This is a genomic window from Actinoplanes sp. CA-142083, assembly GCF_050942195.1.
Lineage (GTDB): Bacteria > Actinomycetota > Actinomycetes > Mycobacteriales > Micromonosporaceae > Actinoplanes.
In genome coordinates this window covers 10299485-10324712 of record NZ_CP192076.1, presented here as the reverse complement: position 1 = coordinate 10324712, position 25228 = coordinate 10299485, and the positions used below count along the sequence as shown (strand labels likewise).

Sequence of the window (25228 nt, the reverse complement as noted above, 5' to 3'; positions counted from 1 at the left end):
GATCCGGCGGTCCTATGCTTGCCGTCATGACCACTCCGAGCTTCGCCGAGCTGGACTCCCTGCCGACCGAGGAGCTGCGCGAGCGCGCCTTCGCCATGGCGCGCAAGCACCACGACATCAAGTTCTTCTGGACCGTCAGCAAGCACCTGCCCGACTCGGATGACGTCGGCGAGCTCGACGGCGCGCCCAACTCGATCGGCCCGATCATCGACGAGTACGTCGCGCTCTGGCGCGAGTTCCGGGGCCGCGGCGGCTATGCGGAGCACGGTTACGGGGAGTCGGAGCCGCTGCTGCGCGCGGCCTTCATCGATTACCTGCAGAAGCATGAATAAAGGGGCATTTACCCCCGTCGTTTGAAAGACCATTCGCGTTGGGAATTACCGACGCATGGCTCTCGGTAACCGGTTCAAATCCGCAGTCGGTGCGGGCACCCTTGCCGCACTCATACTGGTCCTCGTCTTCGGCAGCACATGGTACGTGGACTGGGTATCCGACAACACCAACCCGAACACCGCCGGCGGCTGGTGGCTGCGGCTGCTGGCCTGGCCGCGCTGGTCGTTCAACTCCAACGACTCACTGCGCGAGATCATCGTGGCCGACCTCCGCGCGATCCTGGTGGTCGTGCTCACCGCGCTGTTCCTGTACATGCTGCCCGGCTCCCAGCTGGCCCGGGCGCGGGGCACGATCAGCCAGTTCTTCGCGGGCTGGGCGTCGTTCATCTTCGCGGGCGGCTTCGCGGCGCTGATCACCACGCTCTTCCTCAACAACCCGTCGTTGATCGGCGCGTTCCAGGTGGCCGGCAGCGGCGCCACCTACGGCCTGTTCGTCGGCTGGATCGTCGGCCTGGCCACGCTCGGCGGCTACCGCGGCACGAGAAGCTGACAGCGCGGGCCGGGGAGCAAACCCCCGGCCCATGCGCTCAGACTTTCGCTTCCGCTTCGGGCACTTCAAATATCGACGTACGGGTGATCACGCCCACCACCTGCTCGTCCTCCACGACCAGCACCTCGGTCGCGTCCACCGCGAGCATGGCCGCCAGCGCGTCGTAGAGCGTGCCGTCGGCGCCCACGGTCGGCCGGTCGCCCACCGTGGCGCCCGGCCCGGCCGGGCTCATCGCCTGCTCGAGCGGGGTCACGGCCAGCCGGCGGATGCCGCGGTCGGCGCCCACGAAGTCACTGACCGCCCTCGAGTCGGGCCTGCTCAGCAGCTCGGCCGGCGGCGCGTACTGGAGCAGCCGTCCGCCCTCGGCCAGCACCGCGATCCGGTCGCCGAGCCGCACCGCCTCGTCGATGTCGTGGGTGACCAGCACGATCGTCTTGCGCACCGTGGCCTGCAGCCGCAGGAACTCCTCCTGGAGCCGGCCGCGGGCGATCGGGTCGACCGCCGAGAACGGCTCGTCCATCAGCAGCACCAGCGGGTCCGCGGCGAGCGCCCGGGCCACCCCGACCCGCTGCCGCTGGCCGCCGGAGAGCTCGTGCGGGTACCGCTTGGCGTACCGGGAAGGGTCGAGGCCGACCAGCTCGAGCAGTTCGTCGGCGCGTGAGTTGATCTTCGCCTTGTCCCAGCCGAGCAGGCGCGGGACCGTGCCGATGTTGGTGCGGATGTTCTGGTGCGGGAAGAGGCCCACGTTCTGGATCACGTACCCGATGTGCCGGCGCAGCTCGACCGGGTTCCGCTTGAGGATGTCCTCCCCGTCGATGAGGATCCGGCCGTGCGTCGGCTCGATCAGCCGGTTGATCATGCGGAGGATCGTGGACTTCCCACAACCCGACGGCCCGATCAGCACGGTGAGCTCGCCGGCGTGCACCTCGAGGCCGAAATCGCCGACGGCGACAGTCCCGTCCGGGTACGTCTTGCCGACGTCCTCCAGCGTGATCGAGGCCGCGCTCCGGGCGGGCCCGGATCCGTTGATCGCGGTAGCGTCCACGTATGTCCTTCCTGTCGCGGGCGCCGGCGCCCCCGCCGCTGGCCGCACCCGCCGGTGACGGGCCCGGGAATCCGTGGTTCTCCTGGCAGTACGTCCAGGACAACGCGGACACCATCGTGTCCAAGCTCGGCTTCCACGTCGGGATCACCCTGGAGACCGTGGTGATCGCGCTGCTGGTCGCCGTGCCCCTCGCCGTCCTCGCGTACTGGATCAGACCGTTGACCGGCCCGATTCTCGCACTCTCCGGCGTGCTCTACACGATTCCGTCGCTGGCGCTGCTCGCGCTGCTGGCCCCGCTGCTCGGAGCGACGAGCCGGGTGACGGTATTGATCGCGCTCGTGCTGTACGCCCTGCTGCTGGTCGTTCGTAACGCCTTGACCGGTCTGACCCAGGTCCCGGCCGACGTCAAGGACGCCGCGGCCGGCATGGGATACGGACGATTCGGGCGGCTCTGGCACGTCGAGCTGCCGCTCGCGCTGCCGGGCATCGTGACCGGCCTGCGGCTGGCCACGGTCTCGACCGTGGCGTTGGTCACGATCGGCGCGATCATCGGGCAGGGCGGTCTCGGCGACCTGATCATGGGCGGCTTCTGGAACAACTTCTACAAGGCCGAGATCATGACCGGCACGGTGCTCTGCGTCGGGCTGGCGCTGGTGCTCGACCTCGCCCTGATCGGCCTCGGCCGCGTGCTGACGCCGTGGAGCCGGAGGCGCCTCGCATGAGCTACTTCCGCGACGGCATCGTCTGGCTCAACGACCCGCTCAACTGGACCAACCCGGGAGGTCTGCTCGACCGCCTCCAGGAACACCTGATCATCACGTTCTGGGCGGTGCTGCTCGGCTGCGTGGTCGGGCTGCCGCTGGGCATCTGGCTCGGGCACCGCGGCCGGGGCGGCGGCGCCGTGGTCACCGTGGCCAATCTCACCCGCGCGCTGCCGACGCTGGCCCTGCTCACGATCCTGCCGCTCACCCCGATCGGCTTCGGCAAGCTCCCGGTGATCCTCGCGCTGGCCGTCTTCGCGGTGCCGCCGCTGCTGGCGAACGCGTACACCGGGCTGCGCTCGGTCGACCCGGAGACCAAGGACGCGGCGACCGGCATGGGCCTGTCCGGCGGGCAGTTGTTGCGGCGGGTCGAGCTGCCGCTGGCGGTGCCGTACATCGCCGGCGGCCTGCGTACGGCGGTCGTGCAGGTCGTGGCCACCGCCACACTCGCGACCTTCGTGAACGGCGGCGGCCTCGGAACGATCATCACGGCCGGATTCGGACTGGGCATCAACGTGGGCGGCGCCCAGATTGTGGCCGGCGGCATAGCTGTGGTGCTCCTCGCACTTCTGGCCGAAGCGCTGTTCGCCGGCGTAGAACGCCTGGTCACGCCCCGTCCGCTGCGTTCAATCCGGCGCCGCCGTGTCGCCCGGGCGGCTACGACCGCGTAACGGACCAGCATCTTTCCCTGAAGTTGTCATACCCAGCGGGTAGACCTAGGCACTGCATACATACGGGCATCGCACTTCGGGCTGCCCGTCGGACACGCGGCACGGCCACACGGCCGCGCCGGGACACAGAAGGCGGCAGTATGCGTCGACACCTGCTCCTGATGGCCACGAGCGCCACAGCGGCCATCGTCACTCTCGCCGGCTGTGGCAGCGCCGGCTCCTCCGGCACGGAGGCACCCCCTTCGTCGGCCACCGGCCAGGGTTGCGCCCCGGTCGCGGGCAACGACCTGGTCGTCCTCACCGACGACAAGCACCTGCAGAACACCGACAACGTGATCCCCGCGATCAACAAGAAGGCGTCCTCGCCGCAGCTCATCGCCGCTCTGGACAAGGTCTCCGCGGCGCTGGACACGACCAAGCTGATCGCGCTGAACAAGGCGGTCGACATCGACCGCAAGTCCTCCAAGGACGCGGCCGCCGGGTTCATCTCCTCCAACAACATCACCGCGGGCCTCGAGAAGGGCTCCGGCAACATCACCGTCGGCGCGGCGAACTTCAGCGAGAGCGCCACCCTCGGCGAGATCTACGGCCAGGTCCTGACCGCGGCCGGGTTCAAGGTCAAGGTTCAGCAGATCGGCAACCGCGAGCTGTACGAGCCGGCCCTGGAGAAGGGCGAGATCTCGGTCGTCCCCGAGTACGCGGCCACCCTCGCCACCTTCCTGCAGGGCAAGGTCGACAAGACCGGCAAGGACCCGTCCTCGTCCGACCTGACCACCACGGTGACCAACCTGACCGCCCTCGGCGAGAAGGTCGGCCTGGTCTTCGGCAAGCCGTCCGAGGCGCAGGACCAGAACGCGTTCGCGACCACGACCGCGTTCTCCGACAAGTACGGCGTCAAGACGCTGTCCGACCTGGCCGCCAAGTGCTCCGGCGCGGCGACCGTGCTCGGCGGCCCGGCGGAGTGCCCGCAGCGGCCGAAGTGCCAGCAGGGCCTCGTCGACGTCTACAACTTCCAGGCCGGTAAGTTCTCCAGCCTGGACGCGGGTGGCCCGCTGACCAAGACGGCCCTCAAGCAGGGCACGATCAGCGTCGGCCTGGTCTTCAGCTCGGACGGCGCGCTCGCCGCCGGGTGACCTATTTCACCCAGAATTAACCGTTTGTAGGGTAAGCGCCGGGTTTCCTGCGAAGCCCGGCGCTTGACCGTTCCGATCCTGGCGCACTCTGGGTAACATCGGCGGCCATGCCGGAGAGGGACCCCGAGACTGGAAACAGCTCGCGACTGCTCCGCGGCCTCATCTGGGCGGGCGTGCTGCTCGCCCCCGTGGCCGCGGCGATCGTGCTGCTCGGCGACAGCTCAGGCTCGGTGCGCTTCGCCGTCCTGCTGGTCGCCGTGAGCGTCGTGCTGATCGGCGCCTCGGTGCTCATCCGCAGCGACCCGGTGCTCCAGCGCATGCACGTTGAGGACCGTGTCGCCGAGGAGGTCGAGGCCCTGCGCCGCGACCTGCGAGCCGAGTTCGGCCGTGGCGCCGCTCCGGCTCCCGCCTTCGCCTCCGCCCCGCCCGACGGCTTCGCGCCCGGCCCGGCCCCCGCTTTCGCGCCCGCCCCGGCCTCCGGCCGCGCGTCCAGCCCGGCCCCCGGGTTCGCGCCTGTCCAAGCCAATGGCTTCGCGTCCGCCCCGGCTCCCGGCCGCGCGCCCAGCCCGGCCCCGGGTTACGCGCCCGGCCCCGGCCCTGGCGGCTCAGGCATGGCTTCCGACTTCGACGATGCCGACAATTCCGGATTCTTCGGGGATGAACCGATCTCGCCCGAGGACGACCCGTTCCCAGCAGCACCGCGGCGGGCCCCCGGCTTCGCCGGCGGCGGCCGAGCCAGCGTCCCCGCCCCCGCCGCAGCAGCCAGCGCCGCCGTCCGGCCCGCTGCCGCCTCGGCTTCGGCAGGCATCCCGCAGCCACGGGGCTCGGCATCGGTCCCGGCCTCCGCGCCCCCACGCGCCTCGGCCGCCGTCCGCCCCGGCAGCGTCCCGCCCGGCGGGACCTCTTACGGCCGCGCGGAGTCGCTCGACGGCGACTTCGGCGCGAGCAACGGCTACGCCGACGTCCCCGCCGCCAACGGCTATCCCGCCCCGGGCGGCACCTACGGCTCAGCGAGGGTCAGCGGGCCCAGCTACGAGGAGCCCAACGACTACCCCGCCGACGATTACGGCTACGACCCCGCCAACGGCCACGCGAGCGACGGCTACCCCGAGGTCGACAACGGCTACGGCCCGCCGCCCGGCAACGGCCGCGCATCGGTCAACGGCTACGCCCCAGACGGCCGCGCGCCGGTCAACGGCTACTCCCCGGACGGCGGCGGCTCCGCCCGCGCATCGGTCAACGGCTACGGCGGAGACGGCGGCCGCGCCGCGGTCAACGGCTACGGCCCTTCGAACGGCTATGCCGAGCCCGCCGGCGGCTACGGCTCGTCCCCAGCCAACGGCTCGAGCAACGGCCGGGCCTCCGTGAACGGAGGCGTCCCGGCGAACGACTACGGCGCGGCCCCGACCGGCTACGACGACTACGACCCCACCGGTTACGAGCTCGACGGCGGCTACGACGGCCCCGGCCAGCAGCCCTCCGGCGATCCCCAGTACAAGGCCCGCCGCCACCGCCCGTCGGCCAACGACACCAACGTCGGCACCCTCGCCGACTTCGCGTCCTACCCCGGCTGGGACAACGAGCCGCAGCCCGACGAGCGCTACGTCCAGGGATACGGCCGGCGCTAGCTCACTTGTCGATGTCCCCGACCACGAAGAACATCGACCCGAGAATCGCGATCAGGTCGGGTACGAGACAACCCGGGATCAGCGTCGCCAGCGCCTGTACGTTCGCGTACGAGGCCGTCCGCAGCTTGAGCCGCCAGGGAGTCTTCTCGCCCCGCGACACCAGGTAGTAGCCGTTCACCCCGAGCGGGTTCTCGGTCCACGCGTACGTGTGCCCCTCCGGCGCCTTCACCACCTTGGGCAATCGCACGTTGACCGGCCCCGAGATCTTGTCGACCCGGTCCAGGCACTCTTCGGCGAGGTCCAATGACACGTACGCCTGATCGAGCAGCACCTCGAACCGTGAGTGACAGTCGCCGTTCTTCTTCGTCACGACCGGCACGGTCAGCTGGTCGTACGCCAGGTACGGCTCGTCACGCCGCAGGTCGAAGTCGAGCCCGCTGGCCCGCGCCACCGGCCCCGACGCCCCGTAGGCCGCCGCCTGCGCCGCCGTGAGCACACCGACCCCGACCGTGCGGGCCAGGAAGATGTCGTTGTGCCGGATGACCCGGTCGAGATCGGGGAGCCGCGACCGGACCAGTCCGATCGCCTGCCGCGCGCGACGCGTCCAGCCGGCCGGCACCTCTTCCTTGATGCCGCCGACCCGGTTGAACATGTAGTGCATCCGCCCGCCGGTGGCCTCCTCCATCACCGCCTGGAGGGTCTCCCGCTCGCGGAACGCGTAGAACATCGGCGTGATCGCGCCGATCTCCAGCGGGTAGGAGCCGAGAAACATCAGGTGGTTGAGCACCCGGTTGAGCTCGGCCATCGCGGTGCGCAGCCAGATCGCCCGCTCCGGCACCTCGATGCCCATCAGTCGCTCGACCGCGAGCGCGACGCCCAGCTCGTTGGCGAACGCGGACAGCCAGTCGTGCCGGTTCGCCAGCATGATGATCTGCCGGTAGTCGCGCACCTCGAACAGCTTCTCGGCGCCGCGATGCATGTACCCCACGATCGGCTCGCACGCGACGACCCGCTCGCCGTCGAGGGTGAGCTTGAGCCGCAGCACGCCATGCGTGGACGGATGCTGCGGCCCGATGTTGAGCACCATGTCGGCCGTGTCGAGCCCCGCACCGGTCCCAACCGTCATCTCACGCAGCGCGTCCGTCACAGGAGCATGCTCCCACGTCCGTCCACACCCACCGTATGCAGAAGCCACCAGTGCCCGCCGAGTCCCGCCGGTTCCAGCAGCTCGGCGGCCTCGCCCGCGGCCGAGAGACGCCGGAGATAGGCCGCCGGGTCGCTGCGCGCAAGATCAAGCGGTGGTCGCGCGCCGTCGATCCCCAGCGCTTTCAGCGCCTCACGCTGGCGGGTCATCTCGTACGGCGTCCCGGCCGCCGCCGCAATCGAGTCCATGGCCACGTGCGCGGTCACGTCGCAGCTCCCGTCCGGCACCGGCGCCACCTGCCGACCGTCCCGGAATCCCGTGAGAGTCCCCCACGCCGGCCTCTCGTCCCGGAGATGTCCGTAGTCGACGGCCAGCGCGCACCCCCGCCGCACCCGGCTCACCGCGTCCGCCCAGGCCGTGTCCCGAGGCCACCCGATCTCCACCCGCCCGGCCGAGGGCCACCACCGCCTCAGCCAGAACAGATCCGCCGCGTCCACCGCTTCGCCCAGCGACTCGTCCCCGGTAGCGGGGTCGACCAGCACCTTCCGCAGCCGTCCGTGATCGTCGAGGTCCGCGACGTCCAGTGGCACGTTGTCGAGCCATTCCGTTGCGATCAGCAGCCCGACGATCCCGTCCGGCACCTCCCGGACCCAGGCGATCTCCTCCTCGAGCCGGGAGGGCCGCGGCGCCACCTCGACCGCCGTGAGCCGCGCCCGCCGGGCGAGGTCCTCCGGCAGCATCGCGCGCACCGTGGCCAGCAGCTCACCCCGCCCGGCCCCCACGTCGACCAGGTCAAACGCCTTGGGATGGCCGAGCGCCGCGTCGACCCGCTCGACCAGCCGCACCACCGCCCCCGCAAACAACGCCGACGCATGAGCACTTGTCCGGAAATGTTGTGACGGACCGCTAGCGGCGTCGGTGAAGAACCCTGTGGGCCCGTAAAGCCCCTCGGCCATCGCGTTCCGCCACGTCGTCACGGGGAAAAGATAGGCGGTGCAGTTGACCACACGCTGTTGTCACGGGCGTGTTACCGCAGCGCATACTTCAGCTCGACCGGTACCCCTTCTCGAGGACTGGATCCTGATATGAGCGCAATGTCGCGCGGCCGCACGGGCGCGCGTCCCCTCAGCGTCGGCGTCGTCGGCGCCGGCCGCGTAGGGGCCGTGCTGGGCGCCGCTCTGAATGCCGCGGGCCACCACGTGGTCGCCGCTGCGGCCGTTTCCGCAGCTTCCCGCGATCGCGCGCGCCGGCTCCTGCCCGATGCCGCGATCCTCCCGGCCGACGACGTCGCCCGGGCCGCCGACGATCTCCTGCTGCTGGCCGTCCCCGACGACGCGCTCGGCGCCGTGGTCGCCGGCCTGGCCGCCACCGGCGCGCTGCGCCCCGGCCAGATAGTGGCGCACACCTCCGGCGCTCACGGACTAGCCGTTCTGGGCGATGTGAACGGCATGGCCCTGCACCCCGCGATGACCTTCACGGGCGCCGACGCGGATCTCGACCGGCTCCCCGGCATCGCCTGGGGCGTCACCACCCGCGACCGCGCCTTCGCCACCCGCCTGGTCGCCGACCTGGGCGGCGTGCCCGAGTGGATCGCCGAGCAGTCCCGCCCGCTCTACCACGCGGCGCTGGCCCACGGCGCGAACCACCTGGTCACCCTCGTCAACGAGGCCGCCGACCTGCTACGCGCCGCCGGCGTCGAGGAGCCCCGCCGCGTGCTCGAGCCGCTGCTGCGGGCCGCCCTCGACAACGCCCTGCGCCTAGGCGACGCGGCCCTGACCGGCCCGGTCTCCCGCGGCGACGCCGGCACCGTCGCCAAACACCTCGACCGGATGCCCCCCGAGTCCCTCACCGCGTACCTCGCCCTGGCCCGCCGCACCGCCGACCGCGCGATCGCCTCCGGTCGCCTGCGCCCTCAGGACGCCGCACCCCTGCTCGATGTCCTGTCCCGCGCCGCCCAGCTCGGCGCCGCCCCATCCAAGGCCTCCCCATCCAAGGCCGCCCAGTCCGACGCAGCCCGGTCTCACGCCGCCGTAGGGAGCACGCAGTGACCGAGCCGATTCACACCCAGCTGATCCACACCCGGGCCGAGCTGGCCGCCGCGGTCGGCGCCGCCCCCGACAAGGTCGCCGTGGTGATGACCATGGGCGCCCTGCACGAGGGGCACCGCACGCTCATGCGGGCGGCCCGCGAGCGCTCGAAGTTCGTATTGGTCACGATCTTCGTGAACCCGCTGCAGTTCGGGCCGAACGAGGACTTCGACAAGTACCCGCGCACCCTGGAGGCCGACCTCGAGGCGTGCCGCACCGAGGGTGTGAGCGTCGTCTTCGCGCCGAGCCGCGACGAGATGTACCCCGACGGCGCGCCGTCGATCACGATGAACGCCGGCCCGCTGGGCGAGATCCTCGAGGGCGCCAGCCGCCCCGGCCACTTCGCCGGCATGCTCACCGTCGTCGAGAAGCTGCTGCTGCTCACCCGCGCCGACGTGGCCTTCTTCGGCGAGAAGGACTTCCAGCAGCTCGCGCTGATCCGCCGCATGGCGCGCGACCTGGAGCTCGGCGTCGAGATCCTCGGCGTGCCCACAGTCCGCGAGCCGGACGGCCTGGCCATGTCCAGCCGCAACCGCTTCCTGTTGCCCGACGAGCGAACCGCCGCCCTGGCCCTCTCCCGCGCCCTGCGCGAGGGCGCCACCCACACCGACGGCGACACGGCCCTGGCCGCCGCCACCAAGATCCTCGACGACGAGCCAATGGTCCGCGTCGACTACCTCGCGCTGACCGCTCCAGATCTAGGTCCCGCACCGCAGGAGGGCCCAGCCCGCCTTCTCGTAGCCGCCCGCGTAGGCAGCACCCGCCTGATCGACAACGTCCCGCTCCACCTGAAGGGCCGCTGATGCTCCGCACCATGCTCAAGTCCAAGATCCATCGAGCCACCGTGACCCAGGCGGACCTGCACTACGTAGGCTCGGTGACGGTAGACCTGGACCTCATGGAAGCCGCCGACCTCCTGCCCGGCGAGCAGGTAGCCATCGTCGACGTGACCAACGGCGCCCGCCTGGAGACGTACGTGATCCCCGGCAGCCGAGGCTCCGGCGTCATCGGCATCAACGGCGCCGCCGCCCACCTGATCCACCCCGGCGACCTGGTCATCCTCATAGCCTACGCCCAGATGGACAACGCCGAGGCCCGCACCTACCAGCCCCGAGTAGTCCACGTGAACGCCGACAACCAGATCATCGAACTAGGCGCCGACCCAGCAGCCGCAGCCCCCGGCATGGCCGGCAACCTCCGGAGAGGCGATCTGACACTCCCCGTCTGACCAGGGCATCTCCCGCCGCACGTTTTCCACAATCGCGCCCTGTCCACAGCCGACCCCGCCGCGCCAAACGATCGAGCCCTTCCACCCGCGATAATGACCAGCGGGGGCACCCCAGGGAGGGCGGGGGTCGGCGCGGGAAGCGTTTTCATTTTCGGTGCCGCCGGCCTTCGACGAACCCAGGTGCGCCGTGCGATCGGCCAGGTGCCGTGGCGGGGCCAGCAGCAATGTGTGCGCCAGCCGCGCTGGTTTGGATGGGGTGCCGCCCGTCGCGCTGGTTTGGATGGGGTGCCGCCCGTCGCGCTGGTTCGAATGGGGTGCCGCCCTTCCCGCTGGTTCGAATGGGGGTGCCGTCGGCCGCGCTGGTTGTGAGGTGCGCTGGCATCCCGCTATATGGCGGCGGCTATCGGATGGCGGGACGGCGTCTCGCATGTCGGCGGCCGTCCTGGTAACTGGGCGCGTGGGTCGCATCGTGGGAAGCCACCGGTGTATCCGCCGCAAATAAAGGGATATTTCTGGCAGCGGTCCAGGGCGTGCTGCGAGGGATGAAGAGTTGCCGTGCGCGCCGAACAGCAACTCTTCAAGATCTGCCGGCGGCGGCGCGGGGCGGCGATGGGGTGGCGCTGGGGGGCTACGGCGGTGCGGCGGTGCGGTGGCGGCCGTGCGGCAGTGCGGTGGCGGCCGTGCGGCGGTGCGACGGCGGTGCGGCGGGGGCGGCGGCGGTGCGGCGGTGCGGCGGCGGCGGTGCGGCGGTGCGGCGGCGGTGCGGCGGCGGTGCGGCGGCGGTGCGGCGGGGGCGGCGGCGGTGCGGCGGTGCGGCGGCGGCGGTGCGGCGGCGGTGCGGCGGTGCGGCGGGGCGGCGATGCGGCGGTGCGGCGCCGGCGGTGCGCGGGGCGGCGCAGCGCGCGGACGGCGGAGTGGGGTGGCGCCTTCGGCGGAGTGGTGTGGATGTGCGGAGTCGAAACGATGGGTGCGACCCGGCCGCGTTTCTGGCGGCCCGTGGGGATTGCCGCTCTCTCGTCTTCGCTCGTCGGAGCCGTGCACCTCCGTCATGGCGGCCAGGTCGGGCGCCGATCACCGTGGCTGGCTAGGTCGGCCGTCGGGGCCGTTGCCGTCGCCTTGCGCGAGAGGCGCGCTGCGGCCCTGCGTTGCAGGTGGTCGCGTTGCGCGGCGGGGGCGGCGTGGGTCGGCGGGGAGGCGCTGCCCCGTACTCGATATGGGGTTTCTGTTTTGGGCTTCTGATCGCCATTTGTCGCTATATGATCGGCAAATGCACGTCCGCATGGGGGTCCTGGCTGCGCTGTGCCTGATGCTGCTCGGGGCCTGTGCCATGCCCGGCGGCGTCGATGGTGATCTCACGAACGGGTGGGCGGCCATGGAGCCGGCCGGTGGGTTCGAGCCGACGCCGGGGACCTGCCACTCGGCGAATTTTGACGCCGTGGGCGCGCGCAGCACCTACGAGGAGATCGACTGCGGGCTGCGGCATCGGACGGAGACCGTTTATGTCGGGACGTATGCGTCGCCGGCCGCGGATGCTGACGAGCCGCCCGCCGAAGGGTCTGCGGGGGCCAAGGCCGCCTATCGCACGTGCGACGAGAAGACGACCACCTACCTGGGGGGATCGTGGCGTACGGCGCGTATCTGGATCGGCGTCACCCATCCGACCACGGCGGCCTGGGGTGGCGGGTCGCGCTGGTTTCGGTGTGAGGTGCTGGAGCTCAGCTCGGTCGAGGACGACGGCGCGCTGGTGCAGCGGGTCGGCACGCTGCAGAACGCGCTTGCGGACGGCTCTTCCGACCTGCTGCTGAGCTGCTACGCGGTGGCGATGGACAGCTCGGGGGCGATCGCCGGCATGCCGGGCGTCGCGTGCTCAGCAAAGCACAACGCCGAGTTCGTCGGCATCTGGTACGCCAAGGATCTCGCCTATCCGAAGGACGACAAGGCCTGGCGGGCCTTTCACGACGGCTGCCGGTCGCTGGTCGCGGCCTATGCCGCGATTCCGGACGACAAAGACCTTCAATATCGTACGGGTGTGATCTCGTTGCCCGGCAACGACGATGTGTGGCAGCTGGGCGATTACGGCGTGCGCTGCTATCTCTGGCTGGACGGCGCCGACCTGACCGCGACCCTCAAGGGCAAGGGCGCCAAGAGCCTGCCCGTCCAGTACAAGTAACGCCTGCCACTGTGATGCCGCCCCCGCGTGACTTGCATCGCGGCGGCGGAGTGTACTGAGCAGATGTCAATTCTGGCCGATCTTCCGGGGCTGCCGCGCCGGCTCGCCGCCGCCGAGCCGGGCTGGAGCGAGACCACCGATGTGCTGGTCGTGGGCTCCGGCGTCGCGGGGCTGACCGCCGCACTGCACCTGCGGGAGCAGGGCCTGCACGTCACGGTGGTCACCAAGGTGAACATCGACGACGGTTCCACCCGCTGGGCGCAGGGCGGGATCGCCGCCGTGCTCGATCCGCTCGACACCCCGGCCGCGCACGCCAACGACACCGAGATCGCCGGCGTCGGGCTCTGCGACCCGGCGGCGGTGCGGGTGCTGGTCGAGGAGGGTCCGGCCCGGGTGCGCGAGCTGATGCGGGTGGGCGCCCAGTTCGACCGGCATCCGGATGGCACGCTGATGCTGACCCGCGAGGGCGGCCACCGCGCCGACCGGATCGTGCACGCGGGCGGCGACGCGACCGGCGCCGAGGTGCAGCGCGCGCTGCACGAGGCGGTCCACCGCGACCCGTGGATCAAGCTGGTCGAGCACGCGCTCGTGCTCGACCTGCTGCGCAGCGCCGACGGCCGGGCCTGCGGGCTCACCCTGCACGTGCTCGGCGAGGGCAGCGAGGACGGCGTGGGCGCGATCCTGGCCCGCGCGGTGGTGCTGGCCACCGGCGGAATGGGCCAGATCTACTCGTCGACCACGAACCCGTCGGTCTCCACCGGCGACGGCGTCGCGCTGGCGATGCGGGCCGGCGCGACCGTCACCGACGTCGAGTTCGTGCAGTTCCACCCGACCTCGTTCGTGAGCGCCGCGGTCACCTCGGTGCAGCGGCCGCTGATCTCCGAGGCGCTGCGCGGTGAGGGCGCCCACCTGGTCGACGAGGCCGGCAAGCGGTTCATGGTCGGCCAGCACGAGCTCGCCGAGCTGGCGCCGCGCGACGTGGTGGCCAAGGGCATCCATCGCGTGCTGCTGGCCACCGGCGCGGATCACGTCTACCTCGACGCGCGCCACCTGGGCGCCGAGTTCCTCGAGCACCGGTTCCCGACGATCGTGGCGTCCACCCGGGCGGCCGGCGTCGACCCGGCCACCGACCTCATCCCGGTCGCCCCGGCCGCGCATTACGCCTCCGGCGGCGTCCGCACCGACCTGCACGGCCGCACCACGATCCCGGGCCTGTACGCGTGCGGCGAGGTCGCCTGCACCGGCGTGCACGGCGCCAACCGGCTGGCCAGCAACTCGCTGCTGGAGGGCCTGGTGTTCGCGCGGCGGATCGCCGACGACATCGCCCGTGAGCTGCCGCCGCAGGCCGACCCGGCGGCTTTGGAAAAGGGCCCGACCTGGGTGGCCGATCCGGCGATCCGCGGCGAGATCCAGCGGGCCATGACCCGCGGCGCCGGCGTGCTGCGCTCGGCCGACTCGCTGGCCGGCACCGCCCAGGAGCTGACCCGCCTGGCCGCGCTGTGCACCACCCCGCGTAACGCGGCGTGGGAGGCGACCAACCTGCTGACGGTGGCGTCGGCGCTGGTCGCGTCGGCGTCGACCCGGCGCGAGACGCGGGGCTGCCACTGGCGGGAGGACTTCCCGGTGGCCGAGGACGAGTGGCGCGGTCACCTGCTCGACGGCCTGTCGGGCACGGGCGCGCTGACGCAGAGCTTCGAGGAGATGGCGTGAGTCTCGATCTTGAAGAGGTCCGGCGGATCGTCTACACCGCGCTCGGCGAGGACCTCGGCGATCCGCCGCGCGACGTGACCAGCGAGGCGACCATCCCGGTCGAGCAGGTGGACACGGCCGAGCTGGTGGCCCGGGCCGACGGCGTGGTGGCCGGGCTGGTGGTCGCCGCCGAGGTGTTCGCCGCGACCTCGGCCGGGTCGGCGACCTTCGAGGCAAGGGTCAAAGACGGTGATCGCGTACGCCGGGGCGATGTGCTCGCCGTGGTGACGGGCCGGACCCGGACGCTGCTGACCGCCGAGCGCACCGCGCTGAACCTGCTGTGCCGGATGTCCGGCGTGGCCACGCATACCCGCAAGTGGGCCGACGCGCTGGCCGGGACCAAGGCGACCGTGCTCGACACCCGCAAGACCACGCCGGGCCTGCGGCACCTGGAGAAGTACGCGGTGCGGGCCGGCGGGGGCACCAACAAGCGCATGGGCCTCTACGACGTCGCCATGATCAAGGACAACCACAAGCTGGCGGCCGGGAGCATCACGGCGGCCTATCAGGCTGTTGTCACGAAATTTCCGGACATTCCCGTGCAGGTGGAGGTCACCACGCTGGCCGAGGCGATGGAGGCCGTTTCGGCGGGGGCGACGTTTCTCCTCTGCGACAACATGACACCCGCCTTGCTTGCGTCCGTCGTGGAGGCGGTCGGGGATCGGGCCGAGCTGGAGGCCACGGGTAATCTCACCTTGGCCACTGTGGAGGCCTACGCCGCGACCGGGGTCGACCACCTGTCGGTGGGTGGGCTGACGCACTCGTCGCCGATCCTCGACATCGCCATGGACCTGAGGCCTTAGATGCTGCTCTGTATCGACATCGGTAACACCAACACCGTTCTCGCGACCTTCGACGGCGACAAACTGGTGCACAACTGGCGGGTCAAGACCGACGCCCGCAACACCGCCGACGAGCTGGGCCTGATGTTCCGCGGGCTGCTCGCCGGCGACGCCGTGGAGATCACCGGCGTGGCCGCCTGCTCGACCGTGCCGGCCGCCCTGCGCAGCCTGCGCACGATGCTCGGCCGCTACTACGGCGAGCTGCCCAACGTGGTGGTCGAGCCGGGGGTGAAGACCGGCGTGCAGCTGGCCATCGACAACCCCAAGGAGGTCGGCGCCGACCGGGTGGTCAACACCCTGGCCGCGCACGCCCTCTACGGCGGACCGTCGATCGTGGTCGACTTCGGCACCACCACCAACTTCGACGTGATCAGCGCGAAGGGCGAGTTCCTCGGCGGCGCGTTCGCGCCCGGCATCGAGATCTCCTTCGACGCGCTCGCCGCCCGCGCCGCCCAGCTGCGCAAGGTCGAGCCGGCCCAGCCGCGCTCGGTGATCGGCAAGAACACCGTCGAGTGCCTGCAGTCGGGCATGTACTACGGCTTCGCCGGCCAGGTCGACCGCATCGTCGAGCGGATGATCGAGGAGATCGGGCCGGTCAAGGCCGTCATCGCCACCGGCGGGCTGGCCGGGCTGGTCAAGGACGAGTGCCGCACGCTGACCGTGCACGAGCCGATGATCACGCTGATCGGGCTGCGGATGGTATATGAGCGGAACGTCTGAGAGCCGCTGAGTACGCTTGTTTTTCCTTTCCTGATTTCACAGAGAGTCGTGCCGTGACCGCTCAAAACGTCCCGCCCGCCGACGACGCTCCGCCGACTGATAGTCCAGGCTTGGGTAGCGACACAGATCTTCCCGAGCAGATGCGGGTCCGCCGGGCCAAGCGGGAGCGGTTCCTCGCCGAGGGCGTCCCGCCGTACCCGGTCAACCTGCCCCGCACCGCGACCCTCAAGGAGATCCGGGAGAAGTACGCGGAGCTGGCGACCGACACCGCCAGCGGCGACACCGTCTCGATCACCGGCCGGGTGATCTTCATCCGCAACGGCGGCAAGCTGTGCTTCGCCACCCTGCGCGACGGCGACGGCACCGAGCTGCAAGCCATGCTCTCTTTGGATCGGGTGGGCGCGCAGGCGCTGGCCGACTGGAAGCACCTGATCGACCTCGGCGACCTGGTCGGCATCACCGGCGAGGTGATCACCAGCCGCCGCGGCGAGCTGTCCGTGCTCGCCGACTCCTGGTCGGTGAGCGCCAAGGCGCTGCGCCCGCTGCCGGTCGCGCACAAGCCGCTCTCCGAGGAGACGCGGATCCGCCAGCGGTACGTCGACCTGATCGTGCGCCCGCAGGCCCGCGAGGTCGTCCGCACCCGCGCCACCGTGGTGCGCAGCCTGCGCGACTCGCTGTTCCGCCGCAATTTCATCGAGGTCGAAACGCCAATGTTGCAGTTGCTGCACGGCGGCGCGGCGGCCCGCCCGTTTGTGACGCACAGCAACGCGCTCGACACGGATCTCTATCTGCGGATCGCGCCGGAACTGTTTTTGAAGCGGGCCGTGGTCGGCGGCATCGAGCGAGTCTTCGAGATCAACCGGAACTTCCGCAATGAGGGTATGGACTCGAGTCACTCGCCCGAGTTCGCGATGCTCGAGGCGTACCAGGCGTACGCCGACTACAACGTGATGCAGCAGCAGGTTCAGGAGTGGATTCAGGAAGCCGCGTTCGCGGTGAGTGGATCACACATCGTGACGCACTACGACGGCACCGAGTGGGACTTCGGCGGTCAGTGGCCGGCGGTGACGCTGTTCGGTTCGCTCTCCGAGGCGCTCGGCGAAGAAGTCACGGTGATGACCGATCGGGCACAACTCGAGAGCTACGCGGAAAAGCATGACCTTTCCGCGGACCCGAAGTGGAGCAACGGCAAGCTCGCCGAGGAGCTCTTCGAGCACCTGGTCGTGCACAACCTGCAGCGGCCCACTTTTGTACGGGATTATCCGGAAGAGACGGCGCCGCTGACCCGGGCACACCGGGAAACTCCGGGCCTCACCGAGAAGTGGGACCTGTACGTCAACGGCTTCGAGCTCGCGACCGCGTATTCCGAGTTGGTCGACCCGGTGGTGCAGCGCGAACGACTGGTCGCACAGTCGTTGCTGGCCGCCGGCGGCGATCCCGAGGCCATGCAGCTGGACGAGGATTTCCTGCGCGCCATGGAGTACGGAATGCCGCCGACCGGCGGGATGGGAATGGGAATCGACCGGCTGTTGATGGCGCTGACCGGCCTCGGCATTCGGGAAACGATCCTGTTCCCGCTGGTCCGGCCCGAGTAATATACGACCCGCCATTGACGTATACCGCCGCCCTGGCGTTATTGTCTTGTCCGTTGCGGGAGAACCTGTGTTCGGGAGGATAGCGGCGCGTGGCCAAGCAGATCATTCACAAGCTGGTCGATGACCTCGACGGCGGTGACGCCGAGGAGACCGTCAAGTTCGCGCTCGACGGCATTCAGTACGAGATCGACCTCTCAGACAAGAACGCCGCTAAATTGCGGGACGTGTTCGCCCCCTACGTGGGGGCCGGGTCGAAGGTGGCCCGCGGCGGTGTGGTCGTGGGGGGCCGGGCCGCACGTGGCCGCGGAGGGGCTACCGCCGACCGCGAGCAGAACAAGGCGATCCGGGAGTGGGCCAAGAAGGCCGGCAAGGACATCTCCGACCGGGGCCGCATCCCTCAGGAGATCGTCGACGAGTTCCACTCGAAGGGCCCCGGAAGGGGCTGAGCTGAGCTAGCTGGCTCCGCTTCGCTCCGCGAGCGATCGCCCCTTCGGGGCTGATGAGGAGCCGGGCGATTTTCCGGCGCCGCAAACCCCGCGGCGACGAAAAACCGACCGTCTCCTCATCAGCGGGGCGATCGCGGTCAGTGGTACACGTGAGCAAGGGCTCGTCGCGCGAGGGCGCGGCGGGCCCTCGCTGCTTTCCGGGTGATCTTTGCCCGCGGTCCGTAGAGTTATCCACAGGTGTGGACGAAGTTGTCCACAGCCTGTGGATGCACGTCCGACGGCGATTTCGCTGTCCGCGTACTCGTTCGGGTGGGGGAAGAGCCGCTGAGCGTGCGAAGTTGGCTAAATCAACGTTGCGGTTGGTTCCGGCGGGCCACGAGGGCCCGGCAGAACCGCCGGGCGGCGATAGAGTAGTTACAGCACGGGCATCACCGATGCCCGGGCGCTGGCCCCGCCAGTTCATTGGCGCACGGCACGTGAGGAGCACGAGGGCATGTTCGAGCGGTTCACCGACCGAGCGCGACGGGTTGTCGTCCTGGCCCAAGAAGAGGCCCGGATGCTCAACCACAACTACATCGGGACCGAGCACATCCTGCTCGGCCTGATTCACGAGGGCGAGGGCGTCGCCGCCAAGGCTCTGGAGAGTCTCGGCATCTCGCTCGAGGGCGTCCGGCAGCAGGTCGAGGAGATCATCGGCCAGGGCCAGCAGGCGCCGAGCGGGCACATCCCGTTCACGCCTCGAGCGAAAAAGGTGCTGGAGCTGTCGCTGCGCGAAGCGCTGCAGCTCGGCCACAACTACATCGGCACGGAGCACATCCTGCTCGGGCTGATCCGTGAGGGCGAGGGCGTTGCCGCCCAGGTGCTGGTCAAGCTCGGCGCCGACCTCAACCGGGTCCGCCAGCAGGTGATCCAGCTGCTCTCGGGCTACCAGGGCAAGGAGCCGGCCGCGGCCGGCGCCGCGGCGGGCGAGGCCGCTCCGTCCACGTCGCTGGTGCTCGACCAGTTCGGGCGCAACCTGACCCAGGCCGCCCGCGAGGGCAAGCTCGACCCGGTCATCGGCCGGGAGAAGGAAATCGAGCGGGTCATGCAGGTGCTGTCGCGCCGCACCAAGAACAACCCGGTGCTCATCGGCGAGCCCGGTGTCGGCAAGACCGCCGTCGTCGAGGGCCTGTCCCAGTCGATCGTCAAGGGCGAGGTGCCCGAGACGCTCAAGGACAAGCAGCTGTACACGCTCGACCTGGGCGCGCTGGTCGCCGGTTCCCGCTACCGCGGTGACTTCGAGGAGCGCCTCAAGAAGGTGCTCAAGGAGATCCGCACCCGCGGCGACATCATCCTGTTCATCGACGAGATCCACACGCTGGTGGGCGCGGGCGCGGCCGAGGGCGCGATCGACGCGGCGAGCATCCTCAAGCCGATGCTGGCCCGCGGCGAGCTGCAGACCATCGGCGCGACCACGCTGGACGAGTACCGCAAGCACCTGGAGAAGGACGCGGCTCTCGAGCGCCGCTTCCAGCCGATCCAGGTCGGCGAGCCGTCGCTGGCGCACACCATCGAGATCCTCAAGGGCCTCCGCGACCGCTACGAGGCGCACCACCGGATCAGCATCACCGACGCCGCCCTGGTGGCCGCGGCGACGCTGGCCGACCGGTACATCTCGGACCGCTTCCTGCCGGACAAGGCGATCGACCTGATCGACGAGGCCGGCGCCCGGATGCGGATCCGCCGGATGACCGCGCCGCCGGACCTGCGCGACTTCGACGAGCGCATCGCCCAGGTGCGTCGCGACAAGGAGTCCGCGATCGACGCGCAGGACTTCGAGCGCGCCGCCCAGCTGCGCGACAAGGAGAAGCAGCTGCTCGGCCAGAAGGCCCAGCGGGAGAAGGAATGGAAGGCCGGCGACCTCGACGTCGTGTCCGAGGTCGACGACGAGCAGATCGCCGAGGTCCTGGGCAACTGGACCGGCATCCCGGTGTACAAGCTCACCGAGGAGGAGACGTCCCGTCTGCTCCGCATGGAGGATGAGCTGCACAAGCGGGTCATCGGCCAGGAGGACGCGGTCAAGGCCGTCTCCAAGGCGATCCGCCGCACCCGGGCCGGCCTGAAGGACCCGAAGCGCCCGTCCGGCTCGTTCATCTTCGCCGGCCCGTCCGGCGTCGGTAAGACCGAGCTCTCCAAGGCGCTCGCCGAGTTCCTGTTCGGCTCCGAGGACGCGCTGATCCAGCTGGACATGTCCGAGTTCCACGACCGGTACACGGTGTCCCGCCTCGTCGGTGCCCCTCCCGGCTACGTGGGTTACGACGAGGGCGGCCAGCTGACCGAGAAGGTGCGGCGCAAGCCGTTCTCCGTGGTCCTCTTCGACGAGATCGAGAAGGCCCACCCGGACGTCTTCAACACGCTCCTGCAGATCCTCGAGGACGGCCGCCTGACCGACGGTCAGGGCCGGATCGTGGACTTCAAGAACACGGTCATCATCCTGACCACCAACCTCGGCACCCGCGACGTGGCCAAGGCGGTGTCGCTGGGCTTCCAGGCCTCGGAGGACACCGAGAGCAACTACGACCGGATGAAGGTCAAGGTCAACGACGAGCTGAAGCAGCACTTCCGCCCGGAGTTCCTGAACCGTATCGATGACACGATCGTGTTCCACCAGCTCCGGCAGGACGAGATCCTGCAGATCGTCGACATCTTCACCGCGCGGATCGAGACCCAGCTCAAGAACAAGGACATGGGCCTCGAGCTGACCGACAACGCGAAGAAGTACCTGGCGAACAAGGGCTTCGACCCGGTGCTGGGCGCGCGGCCGCTGCGCCGCACGATCCAGCGCGAGCTGGAGGACACCCTGTCCGAGCAGATCCTCTTCAACGAGCTGCGCCCCGGCCAGATCGTGGTGGTGGACTGCGAGGGCGACCCGGCTCTCGTCGAGAAGTCGAAGCTGACTTTCCGCGGCGCCGACCGGGGAGTCCAGGTTCCGGACGCTGTTCCGGCCGACCTGGGCGCCGCCTCCACCGAGGAGTAACAGATCAGCAAACGGCCCGGCTGCGTCAAGCGCAGCCGGGCCGTTTCGTTGTCAGCTGAGCTCGAAGGTCGTCGGTTTTGACGAGACCGTGATCGTGCCGTGGTCGGCGTGCAGATATCCGCCGTCCGAAGCTTGGATCGTGACGCCGTGCCGGTTCCAGCTCCGGCGGAAAGCCGTCGCGGTCGGGTCGAGCTTTACGGCCGACCCGTCGATGCGGACAAAACGGTCTGGATGGTCGACCGAGCGGATCACCTCGGTGCCGCCTTCGTGTGCCTCGAAACGCCACTGGGTGGCCGCCAGATCGCGTGGCGCTGTCGAGACCACGAGCGCGCCGGCATCGTCATGACACACGAAGTCGTGGCGGCTCGGGGAGAGCCGCACGATCGGGCCGCCGTCGCCCACCGGGATCCCGAACAGCGGCGTCCCGTCCGGGTGCCAGTACAGCTTCTGCACCCGGGCGTGCCGGTTCGGGTCGTACAGCGGGTCGCCGGTGATGTCCCGGTAGTCGCGGGCGTGGTAGACCAGCACGTCGGTCACCCCGTCCTCGGCCACCGTGAACGAGTTGTGGCCCGGCCCGAACCGGGCGGTCTCCGGAGAGGTGACGAAGATCGGATCCGGGGTCTTCACCCACGAGTCCCGGTCCAGCAGGTCGGCGTCCGCCCGGGCGGTGAGCAGCCCCATGCAGTAGCGGGCGTCGGTGGCGCTCGCCGAGAAGGTCAGGAACACCCGGCCGTTGCGGATCAGCACGGCCGGACCCTCGTTGACCCGGAAGCCCTGGATCTCCCAGCTCTTGGTGGGCGTGGTGATCCGGGTCGGCTTCGAACCCAAGGTCCAGGGATTCGAAAGCCGGGCGATGTACAGGCTGGTGTTGACCGCGATCTCCGGCTCGCTCTGCGCCCACACCAGGTAGCGGCGCCCGCGATGGGCGAACGTCGTCGAGTCCAGCGTGAAGCCGTCCCACTCGGTCAGCAGCTGGCCGCGCAGGGTCCAGCCGGACGGGTCGAGCGGGTCGGCCAGCGGCGACTCCAGGATGTACGTGCGGATGCGGAACACGTCGTCGGAGTCGCCGGCCGCGAAGTACACGTACCAGCGGCCGTCGATGCGGTGCAGCTCGGGCGCCCAGATGTGGCCGGCCATCTTGCCGCTCGCCGGGCGGCGCCAGATCACGGTCTCGGGAGCGGCGGTCAGGCCGGCCAGGGTCGTCGCGCCGCGCAGCGCGATCCGGTCGTACTCGGGCACGGACCCGGTGAAGTAGTACATCCCGGCCGTGCGCGGCGTGATGAAGGGATCGGCCCGCTGGCTGACCAGCGGCTGAACGGTCGGGACGCCGTAGATCTCGGCGTCCGTGCGAGGCCCGGCGGCGGCCGCCGTCCCGGCCTGGGTCATCCCGGCGATACCCGCTCCGGCGGCGACCCCGAGCGTGCCGCGCAGCAAAGTGCGCCGGCTGAGGGCGTACGTCATGAGCTCTCCTTGATGCGCAGGAAGGTGACCGACGAAGCCGGGAAAACCCGGGTGAACGACGATCCGATGCCGCCGACCGTGCTGGTCACCGGCTGGATCGGCTCGGCCGAGCGGGTGTTCTGCTCGCCGGGGTCGCCCGCGAGGACGGTCATCCGGGCGGTGCGCGCCACCTTCAGCCCACCCAGGTCGATCTTGGTGAGGGCCGGGGTGTCGGCGGCGTTGACGACCTTGACGATCAGCTCGCCGGTCCGCTTGTCGTGGGTGACGACCTGCGCGAACGGCTCGGTGACCTTGTTGTCGTCGAAGCTGCCCCACACCTCGCCGTCGCGGAGCAGGGTGACCTGCGTGCCCCGTACCTGAATGGTCAGGTTGTAGGTCTGGCCGGTGACCACCGTGTCGGGCCTGGTGAGCAGCTGCTCCTTGGCGTCGGCGCTGCCGGAGGCCTTCTCGATCGCGCCCTGCGTGTTGTTCCAGCCGCCCAGGTTCCACCAGTACCAGGTGCCGGAGTCCTTGATCCCGAACGGGATGAGGAAGCCCTCGGCGCCGGCGGTCTTGGTGGCCTTGAGCGTGATGTCGTAGTCGGTCGCGGTGATGTCGGTAGCCGCGGCCACCATCGTGTTCGTCGCCGCGGTGTCGGTCTGCACGTAGGCGCCGTCCTGCACCGACCACGCGCCGCGGTTGGACAGCGTCGACCAGCCGTCCGCGTTGCCGTCCTCGAAGTCGTCGGAGAACAGCACCGTGCCGTCGGTCCCGGTGACCTTCAGATCGTCGTAGCGGGCCGCGGTGGCCCAGGTGGACAGTCCGACCCGGCCGGTGATCGGCTGCGGCTGCACGACCTTCCCACCGGTCACGGCACTGGGAACCACGCGGTCGCCGACGTTGTTCATGAACAGCTTCTGCATCTGGTAGCTGGTCGAGCCCCACGACTCGTCGTTGTCGAACCAGATCATGTCGGGCCGCCACTGGACGTTGTCGATGTTGGCGAGCAGCGGCGCGTAGGACGCCATCTTCACGACGTCGGCGTTGCGCTCCAGCGCGGTCATGTAGGCGGCCTCGGCCAGCGAGTTCGCGAACTTCGCGTCCAGCGATGCGTATTCACCGAGGAAAACATCAGGACCGCTGCGATCGTACGAGTCATAGCGCGCGTTGTTCTGCAGGAACCACGACGGGCTGTTGTAGTAGTGCTCGTCGACCATGTCGCTGCCGGCGGCCTTGTTCTTGGCCCACAGGTTGTCGAAGGTGACGCCCATGTCGTCCGGCCCGGAGTTGCTGATCACCGTGACGTTCGGGTACTTCGCCTTGATCGCGTCCCGGAACTGCAGGTAGTTGGCGAAGTACTCGTTCGGCAGGTTCTCCTCGTTGCCGATCGCGATCATGCTGAGGCCGAACGGCTTCGGGTGCCCCATCTGCGCCCGCAGCTTGCCCCACGTCGAGCCGACCGGCCCGTTCGCGAACTCGATCAGGTCGAGCGTGTCCTGGATGTGCCGCTGCAGCAGCGCCGGGTCGTTCGTCGCCCGGTTCTGGCCGCAGCCGGTGACCAGCGCCGGCACGACCGGCAGTGGCTTCGCGCCGATGTCCTCGGCGAACTGCAGGTACTCGTAGTAGCCGAGGCCGTAGCTCTGGTTGTAGCCCCAGAAGTTGGCGTTGGTCGCCCGGGTCTCGGCCGGCCCGACCGTGTCCTTCCACTGGTAGGAGCGGGCCCGCGGGTAGTTGTTCGCGGCGTCGTAGGAATACATGCTGCCGGTGTTGACCAGGCAGCCGCCCGGGAAGCGCACGAACCCCGGGTGCAGCGCCGCGATCTTCTCCGCAAGATCTTTTCTAAGACCATGATTCTTGTACGTCTCGCGCGGGGTCAACGAGATCATGTCCAGCCTGGACGAATTATCCGTTTCAATGCTGACCCGGCCGGTGTCACTGGTGGCCGTGGCCCTCAGCGTCCCGCTGTATCTGGCCCACGCGTCGCTAGTGATCTTCTTGGTGAGCGGCGCGGCGATCGTCGTGCCGTCGGCCGCATGCAGGCTCACGGTCAGGTTTGCGCCCTGATCCGCGCGGGCCCACACCGAGAAGTCGTAAATTTCGCCCTTTTTCGTGGCGAGGCCGCTGTTGTAGCCGGCGTTGGTCAGCTCGGCGGCGCCGGTCGTCCGCAGGTAGGTGCGGTTGCGATCGTTGAGCCGCGCGTCGTCGTCCACAGTGGTGGCCGTGCCGGTCACGGTCCAGCCGGTCAGGCCGGTGTAGGAGCGGTTGTCGGCCGGCAGGAACTCGAAGGATCGGTTGCGGATCATCTCGGCGTAGAGGCCGCCGTCGGCCGCGAAGTTGATGTCCTCGAAGAAGACGCCGTACATCTGGTCGCCGATGGCGGCGCCCTGCTGCCGCGGGTGCAGCGTGATCGTGTAGTCCGGGTCGGTGGCCGCGGAGGCCGGTGGCGCCACCGCGAGCGGCAGCGCGACCAGCGCCACCGCCGCGCCGGTGAGTCGGGTTCGGAGTCGGGGCATGACGGGGGTCCCTCCCGAGATGTCCTTGTGCACGTCAACATCGATTGCCAGATGACGAACGCGGTCGAAGCTCGCGCAATCTGTAAAACGTCCTGCTAAAGGCCGTCTTAAGCTGCCGAACACTTCTTGACGTCCGTCTATGTGAACGTTCACTCTAG

21 protein-coding genes are annotated in these 25228 nt (G+C 69.8%); 16 read left to right on the top strand and 5 right to left on the bottom strand.

What is annotated here, in order from left to right; all coding sequences use genetic code 11:
• Positions 1-26 precede the first annotated feature (26 nt).
• Both ACQPZX_RS47790 and ACQPZX_RS47785 read left to right on the top strand, forming a co-directional pair.
• Positions 27-332, top strand: coding sequence for a hypothetical protein (locus tag ACQPZX_RS47790; protein WP_433371597.1), 306 nt, complete (start codon positions 27-29; stop codon positions 330-332).
• Between the two features lie 55 nt (positions 333-387).
• Positions 388-882, top strand: a complete 495-nt coding sequence (locus ACQPZX_RS47785) for a hypothetical protein (protein WP_433371595.1) — start codon at positions 388-390, stop codon at positions 880-882.
• A 37-nt stretch (positions 883-919) separates the two neighbouring features.
• On the opposite strand, the gene ACQPZX_RS47780 is transcribed toward ACQPZX_RS47785, so the two are convergent.
• Complete coding sequence (locus tag ACQPZX_RS47780) at positions 920-1927, bottom strand: ABC transporter ATP-binding protein (protein ID WP_433371592.1); 1008 nt, start codon at positions 1925-1927, stop codon at positions 920-922.
• A 2-nt stretch (positions 1928-1929) separates the two neighbouring features.
• On the opposite strand from ACQPZX_RS47780, the gene ACQPZX_RS47775 reads away from it, so the two are divergent.
• The 4 genes from ACQPZX_RS47775 (at position 1930) to ACQPZX_RS47760 (ending at position 6120) form a co-directional block, all read left to right on the top strand.
• Complete coding sequence (locus tag ACQPZX_RS47775) at positions 1930-2649, top strand: ABC transporter permease (RefSeq protein ID WP_433371589.1); 720 nt, start codon at positions 1930-1932, stop codon at positions 2647-2649.
• Positions 2646-3359, top strand: coding sequence for an ABC transporter permease (locus ACQPZX_RS47770; RefSeq protein ID WP_433371586.1), 714 nt, complete (start codon positions 2646-2648; stop codon positions 3357-3359). The genes ACQPZX_RS47775 and ACQPZX_RS47770 overlap by 4 nt, the downstream gene beginning before the upstream one ends.
• 140 nt (positions 3360-3499) lie before the next feature.
• Positions 3500-4492 (top strand): glycine betaine ABC transporter substrate-binding protein, encoded by a 993-nt coding sequence (locus ACQPZX_RS47765; protein ID WP_433371583.1) that lies wholly within the window; start codon positions 3500-3502, stop codon positions 4490-4492.
• A gap of 107 nt (positions 4493-4599) precedes the next feature.
• Positions 4600-6120: a hypothetical protein gene (locus tag ACQPZX_RS47760; protein WP_433371580.1), complete on the top strand. Its 1521-nt coding sequence runs from the start codon at positions 4600-4602 to the stop codon at positions 6118-6120.
• 1 nt (position 6121) lies between these two features.
• On the opposite strand, the gene ACQPZX_RS47755 is transcribed toward ACQPZX_RS47760, so the two are convergent.
• Both ACQPZX_RS47755 and ACQPZX_RS47750 read right to left on the bottom strand, forming a co-directional pair.
• Positions 6122-7246, bottom strand: coding sequence for an NADH-quinone oxidoreductase subunit D (locus ACQPZX_RS47755; protein WP_433385948.1), 1125 nt, complete (start codon positions 7244-7246; stop codon positions 6122-6124).
• 17 nt (positions 7247-7263) lie between these two features.
• Positions 7264-8220 (bottom strand): SAM-dependent methyltransferase, encoded by a 957-nt coding sequence (locus ACQPZX_RS47750; protein ID WP_433385945.1) that lies wholly within the window; start codon positions 8218-8220, stop codon positions 7264-7266.
• A 129-nt stretch (positions 8221-8349) separates the two neighbouring features.
• On the opposite strand from ACQPZX_RS47750, the gene ACQPZX_RS47745 reads away from it, so the two are divergent.
• The 10 genes from ACQPZX_RS47745 to ACQPZX_RS47700 all read left to right on the top strand — a co-directional run bounded on the left by ACQPZX_RS47745 (position 8350) and on the right by ACQPZX_RS47700 (position 21117).
• Positions 8350-9312, top strand: coding sequence for a Rossmann-like and DUF2520 domain-containing protein (locus tag ACQPZX_RS47745; RefSeq protein WP_433371577.1), 963 nt, complete (start codon positions 8350-8352; stop codon positions 9310-9312).
• The gene (panC, locus tag ACQPZX_RS47740; protein WP_433371574.1) at positions 9309-10154 is read left to right on the top strand and encodes a pantoate--beta-alanine ligase; all 846 of its coding nucleotides are present in this window, start codon (positions 9309-9311) and stop codon (positions 10152-10154) included. Before ACQPZX_RS47745 ends, panC begins: the two co-directional genes overlap by 4 nt.
• A complete protein-coding gene (panD, locus tag ACQPZX_RS47735; protein ID WP_433371571.1) occupies positions 10154-10579 on the top strand; it encodes an aspartate 1-decarboxylase in 426 nt (141 codons plus the stop codon). Before panC ends, panD begins: the two co-directional genes overlap by 1 nt.
• 1267 nt (positions 10580-11846) lie before the next feature.
• The gene (locus ACQPZX_RS47730) at positions 11847-12749 is read left to right on the top strand and encodes a septum formation family protein (protein ID WP_433371568.1); all 903 of its coding nucleotides are present in this window, start codon (positions 11847-11849) and stop codon (positions 12747-12749) included.
• A gap of 63 nt (positions 12750-12812) precedes the next feature.
• Positions 12813-14459, top strand: a complete 1647-nt coding sequence (locus ACQPZX_RS47725; protein ID WP_433371565.1) for an L-aspartate oxidase — start codon at positions 12813-12815, stop codon at positions 14457-14459.
• Positions 14456-15301: a carboxylating nicotinate-nucleotide diphosphorylase gene (nadC, locus tag ACQPZX_RS47720; RefSeq protein ID WP_433371563.1), complete on the top strand. Its 846-nt coding sequence runs from the start codon at positions 14456-14458 to the stop codon at positions 15299-15301. Before ACQPZX_RS47725 ends, nadC begins: the two co-directional genes overlap by 4 nt.
• Entirely contained in the window at positions 15302-16060 is a 759-nt protein-coding gene (locus tag ACQPZX_RS47715; protein ID WP_433371560.1) for a type III pantothenate kinase, read from the top strand.
• A gap of 53 nt (positions 16061-16113) precedes the next feature.
• A complete protein-coding gene (lysS, locus tag ACQPZX_RS47710) occupies positions 16114-17655 on the top strand; it encodes a lysine--tRNA ligase (RefSeq protein ID WP_433371558.1) in 1542 nt (513 codons plus the stop codon).
• Positions 17656-17744: 89 nt separating this feature from the next.
• Positions 17745-18101 (top strand): histone-like nucleoid-structuring protein Lsr2, encoded by a 357-nt coding sequence (locus ACQPZX_RS47705; protein ID WP_433371555.1) that lies wholly within the window; start codon positions 17745-17747, stop codon positions 18099-18101.
• A 493-nt stretch (positions 18102-18594) separates the two neighbouring features.
• Positions 18595-21117, top strand: a complete 2523-nt coding sequence (locus ACQPZX_RS47700; protein WP_433371553.1) for an ATP-dependent Clp protease ATP-binding subunit — start codon at positions 18595-18597, stop codon at positions 21115-21117.
• Positions 21118-21168: 51 nt separating this feature from the next.
• Here the strand turns inward: ACQPZX_RS47700 and ACQPZX_RS47695 are convergent, their stop codons facing one another.
• Together ACQPZX_RS47695 and ACQPZX_RS47690 are read right to left on the bottom strand one after the other, a co-directional pair.
• Complete coding sequence (locus ACQPZX_RS47695) at positions 21169-22578, bottom strand: family 43 glycosylhydrolase (RefSeq protein WP_433371550.1); 1410 nt, start codon at positions 22576-22578, stop codon at positions 21169-21171.
• Positions 22575-25070: an alpha-L-arabinofuranosidase C-terminal domain-containing protein gene (locus tag ACQPZX_RS47690; RefSeq protein ID WP_433371548.1), complete on the bottom strand. Its 2496-nt coding sequence runs from the start codon at positions 25068-25070 to the stop codon at positions 22575-22577. The genes ACQPZX_RS47695 and ACQPZX_RS47690 overlap by 4 nt, the downstream gene beginning before the upstream one ends.
• Positions 25071-25228 lie beyond the last annotated feature (158 nt).

Bases quoted from the DNA above. Each gene is read 5' to 3' on its own strand.
- ACQPZX_RS47790 (WP_433371597.1), top strand. From the start codon at position 27: ATGACCACTCCGAGCTTCGCCGAGCTGGACTCCCTGCCGACCGAGGAG.
- ACQPZX_RS47785 (WP_433371595.1), top strand. From the start codon at position 388: ATGGCTCTCGGTAACCGGTTCAAATCCGCAGTCGGTGCGGGCACCCTT.
- ACQPZX_RS47775 (WP_433371589.1), top strand. From the start codon at position 1,930: ATGTCCTTCCTGTCGCGGGCGCCGGCGCCCCCGCCGCTGGCCGCACCC.
- ACQPZX_RS47770 (WP_433371586.1), top strand. From the start codon at position 2,646: ATGAGCTACTTCCGCGACGGCATCGTCTGGCTCAACGACCCGCTCAAC.
- ACQPZX_RS47765 (WP_433371583.1), top strand. From the start codon at position 3,500: ATGCGTCGACACCTGCTCCTGATGGCCACGAGCGCCACAGCGGCCATC.
- ACQPZX_RS47760 (WP_433371580.1), top strand. From the start codon at position 4,600: ATGCCGGAGAGGGACCCCGAGACTGGAAACAGCTCGCGACTGCTCCGC.
- ACQPZX_RS47755 (WP_433385948.1), bottom strand. From the start codon at position 7,246: ATGACGGTTGGGACCGGTGCGGGGCTCGACACGGCCGACATGGTGCTC.
- ACQPZX_RS47750 (WP_433385945.1), bottom strand. From the start codon at position 8,220: ATGGCCGAGGGGCTTTACGGGCCCACAGGGTTCTTCACCGACGCCGCT.
- ACQPZX_RS47745 (WP_433371577.1), top strand. From the start codon at position 8,350: ATGAGCGCAATGTCGCGCGGCCGCACGGGCGCGCGTCCCCTCAGCGTC.
- panD (WP_433371571.1), top strand. From the start codon at position 10,154: ATGCTCCGCACCATGCTCAAGTCCAAGATCCATCGAGCCACCGTGACC.
- ACQPZX_RS47730 (WP_433371568.1), top strand. From the start codon at position 11,847: ATGCACGTCCGCATGGGGGTCCTGGCTGCGCTGTGCCTGATGCTGCTC.
- ACQPZX_RS47725 (WP_433371565.1), top strand. From the start codon at position 12,813: ATGTCAATTCTGGCCGATCTTCCGGGGCTGCCGCGCCGGCTCGCCGCC.
- ACQPZX_RS47715 (WP_433371560.1), top strand. From the start codon at position 15,302: ATGCTGCTCTGTATCGACATCGGTAACACCAACACCGTTCTCGCGACC.
- ACQPZX_RS47700 (WP_433371553.1), top strand. From the start codon at position 18,595: ATGTTCGAGCGGTTCACCGACCGAGCGCGACGGGTTGTCGTCCTGGCC.
- ACQPZX_RS47695 (WP_433371550.1), bottom strand. From the start codon at position 22,578: ATGACGTACGCCCTCAGCCGGCGCACTTTGCTGCGCGGCACGCTCGGG.
- ACQPZX_RS47690 (WP_433371548.1), bottom strand. From the start codon at position 25,070: ATGCCCCGACTCCGAACCCGACTCACCGGCGCGGCGGTGGCGCTGGTC.